Source organism: Shewanella sp. T24-MNA-CIBAN-0130, from assembly GCF_040310185.1.
Taxonomy (GTDB): domain Bacteria; phylum Pseudomonadota; class Gammaproteobacteria; order Enterobacterales; family Shewanellaceae; genus Shewanella; species Shewanella psychromarinicola.
Genome location: NZ_JBEOPP010000027.1, coordinates 19,781 through 36,508 on the forward strand (window position 1 = coordinate 19,781; position 16,728 = coordinate 36,508).

The 16,728-nt window shown below is 42.9% G+C and carries 17 protein-coding genes and 1 riboswitch; of the genes, 14 read left to right on the forward strand and 3 right to left on the reverse strand.

Annotation, left to right across the window (positions count from 1 at the left end):
• The first annotated feature begins 33 nt into the window (after positions 1–33).
• From AAEZ02_RS12120 to AAEZ02_RS12130, 3 genes are all read left to right on the forward strand, one after another.
• Complete coding sequence (locus tag AAEZ02_RS12120) at positions 34–879, forward strand: PfkB family carbohydrate kinase (protein ID WP_124012977.1); 846 nt, start codon at positions 34–36, stop codon at positions 877–879.
• 292 nt (positions 880–1,171) lie between these two features.
• Positions 1,172–1,864, forward strand: coding sequence for an MOSC domain-containing protein (locus tag AAEZ02_RS12125; RefSeq protein ID WP_101033590.1), 693 nt, complete (start codon positions 1,172–1,174; stop codon positions 1,862–1,864).
• Between the two features lie 39 nt (positions 1,865–1,903).
• A complete protein-coding gene (locus tag AAEZ02_RS12130; protein ID WP_124012978.1) occupies positions 1,904–2,263 on the forward strand; it encodes a DUF4870 domain-containing protein in 360 nt (119 codons plus the stop codon).
• Positions 2,264–2,358: 95 nt separating this feature from the next.
• Here the strand turns inward: AAEZ02_RS12130 and AAEZ02_RS12135 are convergent, their stop codons facing one another.
• Positions 2,359–4,278: a methyl-accepting chemotaxis protein gene (locus tag AAEZ02_RS12135; protein ID WP_124012979.1), complete on the reverse strand. Its 1,920-nt coding sequence runs from the start codon at positions 4,276–4,278 to the stop codon at positions 2,359–2,361.
• Between the two features lie 412 nt (positions 4,279–4,690).
• Complete coding sequence (locus AAEZ02_RS12140) at positions 4,691–6,340, reverse strand: electron transfer flavoprotein-ubiquinone oxidoreductase (RefSeq protein WP_124012980.1); 1,650 nt, start codon at positions 6,338–6,340, stop codon at positions 4,691–4,693.
• A 231-nt stretch (positions 6,341–6,571) separates the two neighbouring features.
• Positions 6,572–6,704, forward strand: a riboswitch (molybdenum cofactor riboswitch).
• On the opposite strand from AAEZ02_RS12140, the gene moaA reads away from it, so the two are divergent.
• From moaA to AAEZ02_RS12195, 11 genes are all read left to right on the forward strand, one after another.
• Complete coding sequence (moaA, locus tag AAEZ02_RS12145; RefSeq protein ID WP_101033598.1) at positions 6,692–7,672, forward strand: GTP 3',8-cyclase MoaA; 981 nt, start codon at positions 6,692–6,694, stop codon at positions 7,670–7,672. Its footprint overlaps the riboswitch before it by 13 nt.
• Positions 7,673–7,758: 86 nt before the next feature.
• Positions 7,759–8,235 (forward strand): cyclic pyranopterin monophosphate synthase MoaC, encoded by a 477-nt coding sequence (moaC, locus tag AAEZ02_RS12150; protein WP_124012981.1) that lies wholly within the window; start codon positions 7,759–7,761, stop codon positions 8,233–8,235.
• A 64-nt stretch (positions 8,236–8,299) separates the two neighbouring features.
• Positions 8,300–8,548, forward strand: coding sequence for a molybdopterin synthase sulfur carrier subunit (gene moaD / locus AAEZ02_RS12155; protein ID WP_101033602.1), 249 nt, complete (start codon positions 8,300–8,302; stop codon positions 8,546–8,548).
• Between the two features lies 1 nt (position 8,549).
• A complete protein-coding gene (gene moaE, locus AAEZ02_RS12160) occupies positions 8,550–9,020 on the forward strand; it encodes a molybdopterin synthase catalytic subunit MoaE (RefSeq protein ID WP_124012982.1) in 471 nt (156 codons plus the stop codon).
• 40 nt (positions 9,021–9,060) lie between these two features.
• Positions 9,061–9,906: a molybdate ABC transporter substrate-binding protein gene (modA, locus tag AAEZ02_RS12165; RefSeq protein WP_351077796.1), complete on the forward strand. Its 846-nt coding sequence runs from the start codon at positions 9,061–9,063 to the stop codon at positions 9,904–9,906.
• A complete protein-coding gene (gene modB, locus AAEZ02_RS12170) occupies positions 9,906–10,586 on the forward strand; it encodes a molybdate ABC transporter permease subunit (RefSeq protein ID WP_101033608.1) in 681 nt (226 codons plus the stop codon). The genes modA and modB overlap by 1 nt, the downstream gene beginning before the upstream one ends.
• Positions 10,567–11,679, forward strand: a complete 1,113-nt coding sequence (locus AAEZ02_RS12175; RefSeq protein WP_124012984.1) for an ABC transporter ATP-binding protein — start codon at positions 10,567–10,569, stop codon at positions 11,677–11,679. Before modB ends, AAEZ02_RS12175 begins: the two co-directional genes overlap by 20 nt.
• A gap of 375 nt (positions 11,680–12,054) precedes the next feature.
• Entirely contained in the window at positions 12,055–12,516 is a 462-nt protein-coding gene (locus AAEZ02_RS12180) for a hypothetical protein (RefSeq protein ID WP_232772112.1), read from the forward strand.
• Positions 12,517–12,529: 13 nt separating this feature from the next.
• Positions 12,530–13,207, forward strand: a complete 678-nt coding sequence (locus tag AAEZ02_RS12185; RefSeq protein ID WP_101034784.1) for a response regulator transcription factor — start codon at positions 12,530–12,532, stop codon at positions 13,205–13,207.
• A 67-nt stretch (positions 13,208–13,274) separates the two neighbouring features.
• Positions 13,275–14,516 (forward strand): sensor histidine kinase, encoded by a 1,242-nt coding sequence (locus AAEZ02_RS12190; protein WP_101033613.1) that lies wholly within the window; start codon positions 13,275–13,277, stop codon positions 14,514–14,516.
• Positions 14,517–14,556: 40 nt separating this feature from the next.
• Positions 14,557–15,234 carry a TIGR01621 family pseudouridine synthase gene (locus AAEZ02_RS12195; protein ID WP_101033615.1) on the forward strand — a complete coding sequence of 226 codons (678 nt, stop codon included), beginning with the start codon at positions 14,557–14,559 and terminating at the stop codon, positions 15,232–15,234.
• 133 nt (positions 15,235–15,367) lie between these two features.
• Here AAEZ02_RS12195 and AAEZ02_RS12200 read toward each other — a convergent pair whose 3' ends face one another.
• Positions 15,368–16,576: a GGDEF domain-containing protein gene (locus tag AAEZ02_RS12200; RefSeq protein ID WP_351077789.1), complete on the reverse strand. Its 1,209-nt coding sequence runs from the start codon at positions 16,574–16,576 to the stop codon at positions 15,368–15,370.
• Positions 16,577–16,728: the final 152 nt, after the last annotated feature.

Here is a 16,728-nt window from a genome sequence, read left to right on the forward strand (position 1 = left end):
TTCTTTTTATCGACGCTTTTTTAGGTGAGTTGCATGGCCAATATTCTTTTACTTGCCAATATCAATTGTGATCGCATTCTAGTGCTTGATAAGCCACTAAAAACCGGTGGCCGTTTTCATTATCAAGATGGTGGATTACGTTTAGGCGGTGGTGGTGCGAATACCGGATTGGGCTTAGTGTGGGCTCAACACAAGGTGTCACTGGTGAGTGAAGTCGGTAGTGACGACATAGGTGACTGGATTTTAGCTAAGGCCAGCACCTTAGGGCTCGATTGTCGTTTGGTGCACCGCTTTAGTGGCAATACTTGTGAAATGTTACTGGTGATGACACCCGATGGTGAACGGACCATTATTCGACCACAGCGACCTATTTTTGAACTTCCCGCGCCACCCGACTGGCAACATTGGGATGCTTTTTATATTAACTCCTCAGCAAAAGGTGCCGGCGCTTGGGCGGCAAATGCTATTGCGTCTAATCCTAACTGCAAAGTGATATCTCAACTGGCAAAAGATGAGCGCAACCGTCCTTGTCATGTGCTGATCGCATCGATTACCGATATGCAAGGTCGTTGCAACCAAGATCCATGGTTGTTTGCGCAAGCGATTGGCGGCGATGCATTAGAATATTTTATTGTTACCGATGGCGACCAAGGGGCGATGGTGTATAGCGCGGATGGCAAACAACATGTTCCAGCCGTTACAGCCGATGTGGTCGACACTACTGGTGCTGGCGATGCCTATGCCTCTGGGGTGACCCATGGCTTATGTCAGCAGATGTCGATTACCGATGCAATGCATGAAGGAGCTTTGTGGGCATCGTTTGCTGTTGCAACCAAAAGCTCAATTCCAGGCGAGGCACTAAAACAGTATCTAGCCTAAGGTCAACTTGGGTTAAGTTAAGGTTTGCAGGCGAACGCTGCGCATTGCTAAGTATATGCGGATAACTAAAATAGTATTGGTTTGTCATTTTAGTGTCATTGTTGGCCTTTATGATGAGCCCGTCTAAACAACTTTTATAGCATCCAATGGTTCAGACCATTTTTAGCTATTATTTTTGCTATATTATCTCCCATTTTATTGATGGCCTTACTCTTCTACAGTAAGGCTTTTTTTTGTCTGAAAATTGGGTATATTGGCACTGTGTAATCATACTTAAGCAAGGACATGCTGGATGAGTGAGCGATTGGTAAAGTGTATTTCTGGGCTGTATTTAGGTGACCAAGTGCAAATGCATAACGGAGTTGCCAGTTGTATTAATCAAAAACATGCCGTTAAGCTTTTGACCGTGCAGTTTGACCGGGTAGTAGGCAATCGTGAGGCCGACCCTAAACATCACGGTGGTCTCGACAGAGTGCTACATCATTTTCCGCGTGAACATTATGGCCAATACCGGCGCTGGGATTTAATGCCAACCTTTGGTGATGCACCTTCAATGGGCGAAAACATCAGTACAGTTGGCCTTAATGAAGCACAGGTTAATATCGGCGACATTGTCCAAATTGGCGATGTTACCTTACAAGTCACTCAGCCTCGCTCGCCTTGTTTTAAACTCAATTTACAGTTTGGTCAGCCTAAATTTGCCTTAGCCATGCAAGAAAGTCGCATGTGCGGTTGGTTTTATCGGGTGCTGTCTGAAGGCGATATTCGTTCTAGTGATAGTATTGTATTGCTGGAGAGGAAAACGGATATTAGCGTGGCTAAAGCCATGCAGATTTATTTTTTAGCTGAATTTGATGCTGCGCAATATCAGCTGCTGCTTGAATGTGACGGTTTAGCGCAAAGTTGGGTTAATTCATTGCAGCGCAGACTTGATCAGCAAAGCATAGAAGATTGGGCAATGCGCTTATATGGCAAAGCGAGTTAGAGAATAACAATATAATAAAAAAATGATAAGGAATATCAAATGGCCGAACCGATAAGCGAAGTTAGCAAGCAAGCGAGAGATATGGGTTTATTGATCCATGCAGCCAGTTTTGTGGGGTATGTTTTTCCTTTGGGCAGTGTTCTAGGACCTTTAATTGTCTGGTTAATGAAACGTGATGAATTTGAGTTTGCCAACCAATGCGGAAAGAATTGTCTTAATTTTAAATTGAGCTTAATGGTTTATGCCCTGGTATCAGCAATATTGATTTTGATTGGCGTGGGAGTATTACTGTTAGCGGCGTTGGCATTGCTTGATATTATTTGTACCATTATCGCGATGGTGAAAGCTAGCGATGGCATCGCTTACCAATATCCGCTCACGATTCGGTTTCTGAAGTAACCCGTACTATAAACATAAAGTGATGGCCAATAATCATAAGCTTTAAAAACGCCACTCAAATGAGTGGCGTTTTTTTATGGCTATTGATTAACGCATTACACTTTAAAGCGCGCCACTAGGGTATCAAGACGAGTGGCTAACTGATTCAATGATTTGCTTGCATGCGCAGCCGCATGAGCAGTATCTGCTGTACGTTGAGTAATATCGTTGATTTCAGTCACATTGCGATTGATGTCTTCAACTACGGTTGATTGTTCTTCTGTCGCGGCAGCAACTTGAATGTTCATATCGCTAATCAGCGCAATACGTTGACTAATACCACTTAACGAATGACTTGCCTCATCAACAGCTGTAACACCTTCGAGTGAGCGGCTACGAGATTGCTCCATCGCATTAACGGCACGACTGGTTTCTGATTGAAGCTTATCAATCATGGTTTGCACTTCGTTGGTCGATGCAGCCGTTCGAGAAGCCAAGTTACGCACTTCATCTGCAACAACAGCAAAGCCTCGTCCGGCTTCGCCTGCGCGAGCGGCTTCAATCGCCGCGTTAAGTGCAAGTAAGTTAGTTTGCTCTGATATGGCACGAATAACATCTAAAATGCTGCCAATTGACTTAGTGTGCGTTGCTAACGACTCAATCACTTCACCGACTTGTTCAACATCTTTAGATAATTGATTAATAGTTGAACGTGCACGAGTGACCACTTTTTGACCATCAATCGATTCGGTATCAGCATCTCGAGCGGTAACCGCTGCTTGAGCTGCATTGGTCGCAATTTCATTAACCGTAGCACCCATTTCGTTAATTGCGGTGACAACCATGATGGTGCGGTCTTTTTGTAATTGGCTATCATCTAACGTTTGATGGGCTTGGTTTGATACATCAACTGCCGATAAACCTAGCTGCTCGCTGGTTTTGGCCACTTCGACTACCGTATCTTGAATTTTGCTGATAAAACTATTAAAACCACGGGCAAGCTGGGCTATTTCGTCATCTCCAGTAACAGGGAGTCGTTGGCGTAAATCACCTTCACCTTCACCAATGTTACGAAATAGCTCGGCAATATGGGCAATCGGACGACTGACCGAACCGGCAACGACAATCGAAATCGCAATAAACACCGCTGCGATAAGTATTGTCCACAGTAAAATTTGATACGCAGACTCTTGTAGCAAGGCAAAGACTTCCGCTTCAGGCACTTGAGCAACTAAGTACCAGTCCATTGATTCAATGTAGCTGCTGGCGATCAGCATATTCTGGCCATCGACTTCCGCTTTGACCAAATTAAAGTCTCTTTGGTTTAACAGCTGGTTAGTATTGGCGTTAGGGTACAAGCTGCTAAGTTTACTCTTACCCACTTTACGCGTGTCTTGATGCAGTTTTACGTCACCCTTGGCATCCACTAAATAGACAAAACCGCTATCTTCTATTTTAAATGAAGCCAGTAAATTAACCATGTCATCTAATGATTTGGCTAAACTAACAAGCCCACGACCATTGGGTTGTTGGTAACTAATAAATAGTTTTACTTCACCATTGGCTTCGGTAAAGATACTCAGCATTCGCTCTTGTTTGCTATCACGGTAATCAAAAAACCAGCTGTCTTGCTCTGGGGTTAACACGCGTAAAAACCCGTCTTGGGTATAATAGGCTGCACTTTCACGATCGGCATAAGACGCTTGAGCCAAGCCGAATTGATCTTTTACGTCATTAAGTTGTGCAATCACGAGACTTTCTTGGTCTGCTGGACGACCATTTTCAAGCCATCCAAGTAACATTCGGCTATTAGCGAGTTGTTCCGAAGCATTTATTAAACCACTAATTTCGAGGTCGACTTGATTGCGGATTTGCATAAGCAAGCTCGGCATTTCTGAGTTTAACATGCGCTGTTCGACGATTTGTTTTGCACTTCGTTGGCTCAGCAGTCCGACTAACATCGTCGACAGCAGTACAGCGAACGTTACCGTAAGCAAGATTTTTTGCTTAATGGTAAGGGTATTAAATGTATTCATCTACAACAGCCTCTTGGGAGTATCTTTATGATATATTGGAATATTATGGCAATAAATTGATAGTTATTTTGTCAGCAAACGCATTGAGTCATTTCAGCGTTAAATAATAAAGGCATATTAAACTGTCGATGTATCGATAATAGTACTGAGTTCACATGCAACAGGCTCGCAATTAGCTGCGTGAATCAGTCTTGATATCAGCATAACGTTTAAGTTTGAAATAACCGGCTTTACGCCAAGTCGATTTCACTGCGTTAACTTATTTCTCTATTTGAGTACGGAAACAAAATAGTCTTTTTGTGTAGGTTGTTCTGATTTTATGTGGCGCATGATAGTCGATAAAACAAAAAAAACGCACTACTATTTTGTGTGCGTTTTTTTGACGGTGCCAATAATTTAGCTATTGGTTAACTTACATATTGGGATAGTTTGGCCCGCCGCCGCCTTCTGGTGTAACCCAAGTAATATTTTGGCTCGGGTCTTTAATGTCACAGGTTTTACAATGAATACAATTTTGAGCGTTAATGACAAACTTTTTGTCACCGGCTTCTTCAACGACTTCATAAACACCTGCCGGACAATAACGTTGTGCGGGTTCATCAAATTTGGCTAAATTGACCGAAATAGGGATGCTTTTGTCTTTTAGATGTAAATGACACGGCTGATTTTCTTCGTGATAAGTGCTCGACATATACACTGACGATAACTTATCAAAGCTCAATTTCCCGTCAGGTTTAGGGTAATCAATTTTGGTGTAATCGCTGGCCAATCCCATTGTGGCATAGTCTGGCGTCGTGTCTCTAAAGGTCACTGGAAACTTGCCGCCAAACCAATTTTGGTCGATATAGTTAAAAGCGCCACCCAGTAGAGTACCAAACTTGTGTAATGCGGGACCAAAATTACGCGATTGGTATAGTTCTTCGTGAAGCCAGCTCTCTTCAAAACGTTGTTGGAAGCAATCTAGATCTTTACCACCTTCTAAACCTGCAATTAAGCCTTCACCTAAGGTTTTAGCCGCGATAATACCGCTTTTAATTGCAGTATGGGTGCCCTTAATTTTGGCAAAGTTAAGCGTGCCAGCATTACAGCCAATAATTAACCCACCTGGGAAACTCATTTTAGGCAATGAATTTAAACCGCCTTTGGCAATGGCCCTTGCACCATAGGATAAGCGCTCACCACCCGTTAATGCTTTGGCAATAACGGGATGAGTTTTATAGCGTTGAAATTCATCAAATGGACTGAGATGAGGATTTTTATAATTCAAATCGATTATCAACCCGACAGCGACTTGGTTGTCTTCCATGTGATAGAGAAATCCACCTCCTGATGAGCCATTCACCAGTGGCCAACCGCCAGTGTGAACCACTTTACCCGGTTGATGTTGCTCGGCAGGGACCTTCCAAATTTCTTTAAAGCCTAAGCCATAGTGCTGCGGCGTTTTGCCATTGTCTAAATGATATTTTTGGATCAATTGTTTACCCAAATGACCACGACAGCCTTCTGAAAAAACGGTGTATTTGGCATGTAATTCCATACCTGGCATATAGCTGTCTTTAGGTTGACCGTCTTCACCGACGCCCATATCACCGATTAAAATACCTTTAACACTGTTATCTGCATTAAATAGCAATTCACTGGCGGCAAACCCTGGGAAAATCTCTACGCCCATGGTCTCTGCTCTGTTGGCTAACCAACGGGCTAAGTTAGCAACACTAATAATGTAATTACCATCATTGTGCATTGTTTTAGGCACTAAGCTATTTGGTATTAAGCGTGATTGCGTTTCTGAATTAAGCAAATAGATTTCGTCATGTGTGACTTTGGTGTTTAGCGGGATATCTGAGTCACGCCAATCATTAAACAATTCGTCTAGTACATCGGGTTCAAATACTGCACCCGATAAAATATGTGCGCCAACCTCAGAGCCTTTTTCTACCACGCAAACGGTGATTTCTTTATCGGCATCTTTAGATATTTGCATTAAACGACAAGCAGTTGCTAAACCCGCAGGGCCTGCACCGACAATTACTACGTCGAACTCCATTGACTCGCGTTCCATGTTCTCACCTTTCCAAGTTTCCCGTTCATCGCGGGTTTATTGTTTTTATATAATGATAAGTAAACGATCGTTTGTTCTTTACTCACCTTACCGCAAAATTTGCTTTTGTCACAGTAGCAAACACAATCTTGTCAGCGTGAGTCGAGTCACAAAAAAATAACCCTATAGTCTTTTAAATTAAGATATTCACCTAAAGGGGTATTTGTGAAACCGCAATTAGGCCTATAATTGGATCTGACGGTTCTCCGAGCTTTTTGCCCTACGTCAATGATATGGGCAGTTAGCCGTGGTAATTTTGCCACCGGGGTGAGTAAAGAAATGCACTCACCTCCCACACTTGGAAAGGTTAACATGTCCCAATTACAAGACAGCTTTGGTCGAAGATTTCACTATTTGCGGATGTCAGTTACTGATGTTTGTAATTTCAAATGTTCTTATTGTTTGCCCGATGGGTATAAACCCGATGGCAAGCCTAGCTTTTTAACGCTTAATGAGATTGAAAATCTCGTTGCAGGCTTTGGAGAGGTCGGCACTCAAAAAGTTCGAATCACCGGTGGTGAGCCCACTCTGCGCAAAGACTTCACAGATATTGTGCGGATCGTTGCCGCAAATCCTAATATTAATACCGTAGCAATGACCACCAATGGTTATCGTTTACAGCAACATGCTAAAGAATGGTATGACGCTGGTTTACGGCGTATTAATATCTCTGTTGATAGCCTAGATCCTAAAATGTTTTATCAAATTACCGGCGAAAACAAATTCGACCAAGTGATGCGGGGTATTGATGCCGCACTTGAGGCGGGGTTTGAGCGGGTTAAAGTCAATGCCGTGTTACTTAAAGGCTTAAACGATAGAGATTTACCACGTTTTTTGCAGTGGATTAAACATACACCTATCGATTTACGTTTTATTGAGTTAATGGAGACGGGTTTAGGTCACGATTATTTTAACGCGCATCATCTAGCTGGTGTGGACATAAAAAAACAACTTGAGCAACAAGGCTGGTTATATGATCTGCCAAGTGTTGATGATGGTCCTGCGCAAAACTTCAGTCATGCAGATTACCAAGGTCGTATTGGGCTAATTATGCCTTACGCTAAGAATTTCTGTGCCAGCTGTAACCGCTTACGTGTGTCTGCAAAAGGTAAATTACATTTATGTTTGTTTACTGAAAATGGCGTCGATTTGCGTGATTTATTGCAAAATCCTTCGCAGCAAGATGAATTAATAAGTCGTTTACACGGTCAATTAGCCCAGAAAAAAGAAACCCATTATTTACATCAAGGTATTACCGGTGTGACTCAGCACCTTGCTTCTATTGGTGGTTAAGCGGTTATTGAGCTAAACAAACGGATGACACACAATATAGTGGTCCTCAGTCGATAGAGATTGAATTTGATTAAGGCAATTACAGTATGAGCAATCGTTTTACCCATATTAACGCCGATGGCAATGCCCATATGGTCGATGTGACTGAAAAAGCGGTCACTGAGCGTGAAGCCCGCGCTGAAGCCTTTATTGATATGGCTCCTGAGACTTTAGCCATGATCATGAATGGCAGTCATCACAAAGGTGATGTGTTTGCGACCGCACGTATTGCCGGGATTCAAGCGGCTAAAAAAACGGCTGATTTGATCCCATTATGTCATCCCTTGATGCTGACTAAGGTGGAAGTTGAGCTTGAAGCTCAGCCTGAGAATAACCGCGTGCGCATTACCAGTTTGTGTAAATTGTCAGGCAAAACCGGTGTCGAAATGGAAGCGTTAACGGCGGCATGTGTCGCCGCATTAACCATTTACGACATGTGTAAGGCGGTACAAAAAGACATGATTATTTCTCAAGTTAGGTTACTGGAAAAACGCGGCGGTAAATCAGGCCATTTCCAAGCTTAATCGGTCAATGATTACTCGGGTAAACCTCGATAGATGTTATGAATAAAGACAGTGAGAAACCACTATGATCCAAGTGTTATTTTTTGCGCAAATTCGTGAGTTATTAGGCAGCGCTAAAGTTGAGCATACTGCCGAGAATATTGATACCGCTGAAGCGTTACGTGCAGCGCTTGCCGCCACTGATGACAAGTGGGCCAAAGTGTTGGCATCAGACAAATTACTGGTGGCAATTAATCAAACCATGAGTCAGTGGGATTCACCGGTTAAAGACGGCGATGAAGTGGCCTTTTTCCCTCCGGTTACAGGGGGATAATATGGAACAGTGTAATCCTCAAATTAATGTGCGTGTTCACACTGAAGATTTTTGTGTCGCCGATGAGTATGGGTTACTTGCCTGCAATAATCAGGACGGCGCCGTGGTCAATTTTGTCGGTAAAGTACGTGACTTTAATGATGGCAGTGCCGTAACCGATTTAACCCTAGAGCATTATCCTGGGATGACCGAGTCGGTATTAATGCAAATTAGCCAACAAGCTTGCGATCGTTGGCCATTAAGCAAAGTGACAATTATTCATCGAGTTGGTACTCTGGTGCTTGGCGAACAAATCGTGTTTATCGGTGTGACCAGTGCTCATCGTAAAGCGGCATTTGCAGCTTGCGAGTTTTTAATTGATTTTTTAAAGACCAAAGCGCCTTTTTGGAAGCTTGAAGCCGGTGATACTGGTCGTAAGTGGGTTGAGGCGCATGATAGCGATCAGCAAGCCGCTAAAATGTGGCAAAAGTAGTATTTCCATATTACTGGTACATAGCAAGGATAAGCCCTCAATGTCTTTCATTAACACCATTACTCAGATTTTTTATCGGCTTTTGCAGCGGCTTCATACCAGTGGTATCGCGGCGTTGCTCGCGATATTACTGGTGGGATTCAGTTCAGTATGCGTGGCCAATGATGCCCCCGCCATTGCCGCCGCGGCCAATATTCAGTTTGCTGTAGACGAGATCGCGATACGTTTTCAACAGAAAACGGGGTTGGCTGTGCGGGTAAGTTATGGGTCATCGGGTAATTTTGTCACTCAAATTCAGCATGGTGCACCGTTTGAAATGATGCTCAGTGCTGATGAGAGTTATATTGATAAGTTACATCAAGCGGGTTATACCCAAGATAGTGGGGTTATTTATGCTATTGGTCGACTTGCCCTTGCTGCACCGAAGAAATCGCCGTTAATTTTGGACGCTAATTTAGTTGGGCTAAGGCAATTAATCGATGATGGAAAATTGTCTCGTTTTGCGATAGCCAATCCCGATCATGCCCCCTATGGTGAGCGCGCGCGCGAAGTGCTCAAAACAAAAGGCTTATGGGATATGTTGCAGCCCACCCTGATTTTAGGCGAGAATGCTGCACAAGCCACCCAATTTACCATTAGTGGCTCCACTCAAGGCGGAATAGTGCCGTTATCCTTGGTGCTAACGCCTGCGTTTGCTAAGCGCGGAAACTATGTTGTTATCCCTGATTCGTTATATCAACCTCTCAATCAACAGATGGCATTAATGCCTAATGCATCTGAAACTACCGAGCGATTTTATCAATACATGCAATCAGTTGAGGCGCAGGAAGTGTTAACTCAATTTGGGTTTAATTTACCGCAACCTACTGTTAAGAAGGGTGCTTAATGGATTGGCAAGCTCTGTGGCTGTCGGTCAAACTGAGTTGTTTTACCGTAATATTATTAATTCCGTTGGCCATTATGGTTGGACGATGGTTGGCGTACCGGCAGTTTAAGGGTAAGTCATGGCTTGAGGCTTTGATCATGGTGCCGTTAGTGTTGCCGCCGACGGTTATTGGCTATTACTTGCTGGTAGGGTTAGGTAATCAGAGCGTGATTGGCCAATGGGTTGAACAATTAACGGGCCAGCAGCTGGTGTTTCATTTTTCAGGCTTAGTGATCGCTTCTATCATCGTCAATATCCCTTTTGCGGTTCAACCTATTCAACGTGCTTTTGAAACCATTCCCATTGATATTCGTGATGCTGCGGCCTGCTGTGGCATGAGTCGATTACGTATTTTTCTTCGAGTCGAATTACCTATGATATGGCCTGGAGTATTAACCGCAGTGGTGCTGTGTTTTTCTCATGTACTAGGCGAGTTTGGTGTGGTGTTAATGCTGGGCGGTAATATTGCCGGTGAAACCAAAACGATCTCGATAGCAATTTATGACAGTGTGCAGGCATTTGATTTTGATTCCGCAGGAATGATGTCTTTGGTATTACTCTTGTTTGCAGTGAGTGCTTTAGCGTTGACTACGAGTATGTCGAAGCGTTTAGGAGGGCATTATGGTGCCTCGCAGCGCTGACCTTATATGTGATATTTCACAAACCTCTCCTATTCCACTTGAAGCGCATTTTAGTTGCCGCGCCGGTGAGGTATTAGCGGTTGTTGGTCCTTCCGGTGGCGGTAAAACCACCTTGCTAAGAATGATAGCCGGTTTGAGCTTACCTCAACAGGGACAAATCCACTGTGGTGATCTGCTATGGTTTGATGCACAACAGTCGATTTCGTTAACGCCACAGCAACGGCATATTGGTTATATGCCGCAGCATTTTGGTTTGTTTCCGCATTTATCAGCGTTAGATAATGTCATTTCTGGGCTTGACCATGTCCCCAAAGCATTGCGAAAATCGCGTGCTTTAGATTGGTTAGAGCGCGTCAACTTGCAAGGTTTGCCTGATCGCTTACCCGCTCAATTGTCTGGCGGACAACGTCAACGAGTCGCGCTGGCTCGTGCACTGGCTCGCGAGCCGACTATTTTGCTGCTTGATGAACCCTTTTCTGCCGTAGACAAAGAAACTCGCGAGCGCTTATACATTGAGTTAGCTCGCTTAAAACAACAATTATCTATACCTGTCATCATGGTAACCCATGATATGCATGAGGCGTTGTTACTGGCCGATAAGATGATATTGATTAGCCAAGGTAAAATGTTGCAACAAGGCAAGCCATTTGAGGTGTTATCTCACCCCAATGACGAAGCGGTGGCCAGGCAGATGGGCTTGAGGAATATTTTTGATGGTCAAGTTGTAGAGCAAGACATTGAACGCAACATGACCAAGTTTACTTTGGGTGATGAACTCATTGTCAGCGACAGTTCACCACGATTAACTATCGGCCAATCTATCCGCTGGGTGATCCCAAATCAAGGCATTCGCTTTAACGCCATTAGCAGTGGTCGTTTGTGTAAAAGCTTAAATAAATTAGAGGTATTAATTGAATCTGTACTGGTGATGGGTGAATCATCACGGGTGATAGCATCTGTTGTCGGTATTGGGTCGATCATCAATACCGATGTGCCTACTCATTTGGTGCATAAATTAGCCTTGGCGGCAGGCGTGCAAACGACTATTGCTCTCAAGTCAGATCAAATTCACATTTTAAGTGTGCAGTCTTGATTGTGATAATAAAAGCAAATAAAACAATAGTTTGATCGCGTTTTGGCGCTATTTCTGAATAATAACATGACCATTGACGCGTCAATGTGGCTTGTTGGCAACATCAATGGCGGGGTTACGATAAAACGTTGCCATTTGTGCTGTTATTATCGATTTACCTGACCTCTTATTTCGAGAAAATGTTATGTGACGACGGCCCATCGCGCCGAAAAATGATATTTATGATCAATTATTAATCTTAGATTTCTTGGGACTTCGTCTGCTCTTAGGTAGAGTGGTCATGTAATACCATTTTCAATTATATAGAGGCTCGTGATGGTTCGGTTGCTGCTAGCAATATGCTTTCTTCCTTGTGCCGTGATGGCGACACCGTCTATGCACTCTTTATTGATCAATGGCGACTTTTTAAAGCCAATAACGGTCATGGAACAATTAGAGCAACAAGATGAAGGCACCATTTGTGACTTTGATGTTGATGTTGAAGAAGGCTTGCTGGTGTATAAAATTTCTATGGTTAACGTAGAGACACACCGAATACATAAATACCAATACCGAGCCTTAGACGGTACATTATTAGCTGAAAAATCGTCAACTTATGCCTCTGATGATATTGGCCAAGTGAATGCGGCAAAAATGCTCCAAGCCAAGCATATGAAGTTTTCAGAATTAGTGACTCTCGCGATTGAAAATCAGCAAGGATATTTAACACAGGCGGAATTGGACCACGATTTGTCAATTAGTTATCTCGAACTAAAATTACTCAATCAAGATAGTAGAAATACCATTGCTTTCGATATTGAAACCCTACGTCCACTACCTTTGCTCAAATGGGATTAAAGACTCTATGACTATGCGTATTTTATTGGTTGAAGATGATGCTACTACATTAAAGTATGTAGCCGATGGATTTACTGCTCAGAAATATCAAGTCGATAGTGCGACGGATGGTCAAGAAGGGCTAACGTTAGCGAAACATAACCAATATGATTTGTTGATCCTCGATCGTATGCTACCTAAGTTAGACGGCTTAACATTATTATCTGCTCTGCGTACCAGTGGGAATAATACTCCGGTACTCATTTTATCGGCATTAAGCCACGTTGATGAGCGTGTAAAAGGTTTGCGTGCGGGTGGTGATGATTACATGACTAAGCCATTCGCCTTTGCGGAATTATTAGTGCGTGCTGAAAAGCTTATTCAACGCAATGTGGTTGAACCTGCTGCCACAGATATTGAGGTTGGTAGTTTGAAGATGGAATTACTCACCCGTAAAGTTACCCTGGATGATAGCGAGTTAATGCTACAACCAAAAGAATTTCAATTGCTTAAATATTTAATGGAACACCCGAATCAAGTGATTAGTCGGACATTATTATTTGAAGCAGTATGGGACTACCATTTTGATCCTCGTACCAACGTGATTGATGTGCACATCGCCAAATTACGTCGCAAATTTGAAGAACTTGGGCATGGTGAGCTAATTGAAACCGTAAGAGGGGCTGGTTATCGCCTTTGCAAAAGGCATTAAGCCTTACCAAAGTAGTGCGTGGCGGATCACGCTTATCTTCTCGACTTTAGTCACCATACTCATTGTTATGTTGGTGCTCAGTCTCTATCGACAGTTAGTTATTGAGCAACAAAATCAGGTAGACAAACATCTTTCTGCAGAAATGCAGCGCTATCAGCAGTTAGCATTAACGGTTAACCGTCGTAGTTTTGCCGCTCAAATTCGTGCTGCCGATCCAAAAACGGCATTGATTGCCTGGCGCAACAGTGTCGATATGGTTGGCGCACTGACTTTCTTACCCGAAAACATGCCACAACTGCCCGAAACCAAAGATTTCCCTATTTTTACTGGCGGCCCAGATAAGCTGCATATCCTGACTGGCGGTCTAGTCATTACTCGTTATGGCCCAGTACTCATTGCTACGCGAACCGATCAGCTTGCAGCGTTAATTGAGAAATTTATTAATGCGGCGTTTTGGGCGGTGGCGTTTACGTTAGGGCTCACGCTAGCATTAGGTTATATTTTCTCTAAAGCCATTCTTAGGCGACTGGTCGAATACAACCGCTTAAGTGAACAAATTGAAGCTGGACATTATGAAACGCGTTTGCCGGTAAGTGAAAGCCAAGATGAATTTGACATGCTTGCGCGGCAATTTAATTTGGTGCTCGACACTTTAGAGCAAAACTTACGTGCCGTTCGCGGCGTCAGCGATAACATTGCCCATGATTTACGCACCCCGCTATCGCATTTGCGCATAGGCATAGAACAGTTGTCGCAAAAACCTACGTCTGAGCTTGCAGATGCCACTGCTGAGTTGCTAGAAGAGTTAGACCATTGTCTGGGGACATTTGATGCCATGTTATCGTTAACTCGCATTGAAGAAGGCCAGCAAATGCTTGATTTACAGCCGGTGAGATTACAGCAAATCTGCCAAGATTTATTTGAGATGGCTGAGGTTATTGCAGAGAGTCGCGATCAAGTGCTGAAAATCAGTTTAGAAGGTGATATTCACGTTAATGGTGATAAGTATTTATTGTTCCAAGCTTTGTTTAATCTAGTGGATAACGCGATAAAGTATTCACCCGAGGGTGCTACAATCAGTATTATTCAGCACGGTAAACATATTCAAATTAGTGATAATGGACCGGGTATTATTGACGAAGATAAAGAGCGGGTATTTGACCGTTTAGTCCGCTTAGACCCAAGTCGTCATTTCAAAGGCACGGGTTTAGGCTTGTCGATGGTAAAGGCTATTTTGTCGCGTCATAAAGCGACGATTTCATTACATGATAATAACCCTGGTTTATTGGTGAGTATTCACTTTAAATAATCCTGCGGGTATCCCCCCTTTAATCCTTGTTGGATAATCTATGTATCAAGTGATCAGTGACCAAACAGACTTTATTGTCATCAGTAAGTCCGTTAATGTTCATTTTCATAGTCAAGATGGCAGCGCTGGGGTGATTGCTCAGGCAGAGGCTGATTTAGGTTATAAGCTTTACCCTGTTCATCGTCTCGATACTCCGACATCCGGTTTGCTGGTGGTGGCTAAATCACCACAAGCTGCTAGTGTGTTTACCCAAATGTTTACTCAGCATAAAGTTCAAAAATATTATCTGGCAATCGCTTGCGGTAAACCTAAAAAGAAACAAGGTTGGATTATTGGCGACATGGCTAAGTCGCGTCGCAGTATGTATAAATTACTGCGGACCAGCAGCAACCCCGCCGTAACGCAGTTTTTCAGTCAGAGTATTGCCCATGGTATGCGGCTGTATTTACTGAAACCGCTCAGTGGCAAAACCCATCAATTGAGAGTGGCTTTAGCCAGTATTGGAGTGCCTATTTTAGGCGATCAACTCTATGGCAATGAGCTTAGTGACAGGTGCTATTTACATGCTTATAGTTTGCATTTTACTTATCGAGATCAGGCTTATGTTTTTCAACAACCGCCCTCATTAGGTCAACAGTTTTTGTTGTCAGCATGCCAACAGCTTATGGCTAATCAATGGCAATCACCTAATGATTTACCGTGGCCGAGTAAAGACTAGTTGTCTTTTATTAGCCTGTGGCACCGCCGGTTTATTATCCCGAGCAGAGGTTACAGAGAGGGTTAATAGGCTGAAGTCTTGTTAATGGGCTAAAGTTTATGATGTGCAAAGGCAGGTGAAACGCTTGTATCGATTAAGATTGCTCTATTGAGCTAGCGGCAATCGATTCATCTATTGAGTCCATTGAGCAAATCGTATTACGACCTTTGCTTTTAGCAAGGTACATGGCATCGTCAGCGAGCTGTAATAACTGTTCAATAGTGAGGTGAGTTTTACAGGTTGCATAGCCAGTGCTTAGGGTCATATTAATAGTGTTTTTTTGCCAAATAATAGATAAGTCGTTTATTCTATCTTGCACTTTCTCAGCAACTATTTGGGCTTCATCTGTATTAGTGGATGGCAATATAACCAGAAACTCTTCACCACCATAACGGCAGATAAAGTCGACTTTACGTAATGTCTGCTGTAATACTTCAGCAGTTTGTTTGAGCACTTTGTCGCCGGCTAAATGTCCGTATGAGTCATTGATAAGCTTGAAGTGATCTAAATCGAGCACCATTAGAGTATAAGCGAGTCCATTACGTTGCCACAAGGCATCAACTTGTTCGAGTTTGTCCAATAATGCATGTCGATTCCATAAGCCTGTCAGTTGATCTTTGTTGGCTAACCGAGCGACTTTGAACACTAAACGAGTTAGAGCATTACCAAATAATACTAAATTAGTCAGTAATAACAATATGATGTAGCTCCACATCACCAATGATGAGTTAAGCTTGTCAGCGGCAGAAATGTTGGCAAGTTGGTCGGGGGAAAACAACAGAGCCATGGCGCGGATGATAAATAGCAAACCTATGGTAAAAAAGGGTATGTTTAACAAAGTCGCATAATACAGCGGTAGGTGTTTTTTCACTGCCCGAAAGTTATCAATACCCGTTAGAGTGATAAAGGTCGCTGCAGTAATACTCATGACGATCACTAAGTACACTGCATAGGTCAGGGAGGGGGGGACTAGTAGCATTAATAATGCCGTGGTCGCCAGTAATATAAGATCAAATCGATAAGTTAAAGGTTGTTTAAATAAATGTTGGCAGCCCCAGCGCACCAGAGCAAAACCCAGTAGTATTGTCATGTCTGCAACAAACCAGTATAAATAGTTAATTGCTTCAGTACGTTGGGTATAAAGTAAGAGACCAATAAAAGTGAAAACGTTGGTCGCCGCGAAACACCAGCTGGCTTTAGGTGCAATGCGTAATAGATGAGCAAGCAATGTCCAGGCTAGTGCACAGCTTAGCGCGATTAAACTAAAAAATTGAACAAAAACAATACTCTGACTATGTTCCATATGACTCATTAGTATCGTGAAGAAGATGACTCATGATGCAATAACAAAATAAGTGCACAAAAATAGAATAATGATTCTAGTTAACAAGTTGTATCGTATACTATTTTTATAATTTTTGTCGCTAAATTAATCAACTTAAATAAGGTAACTAA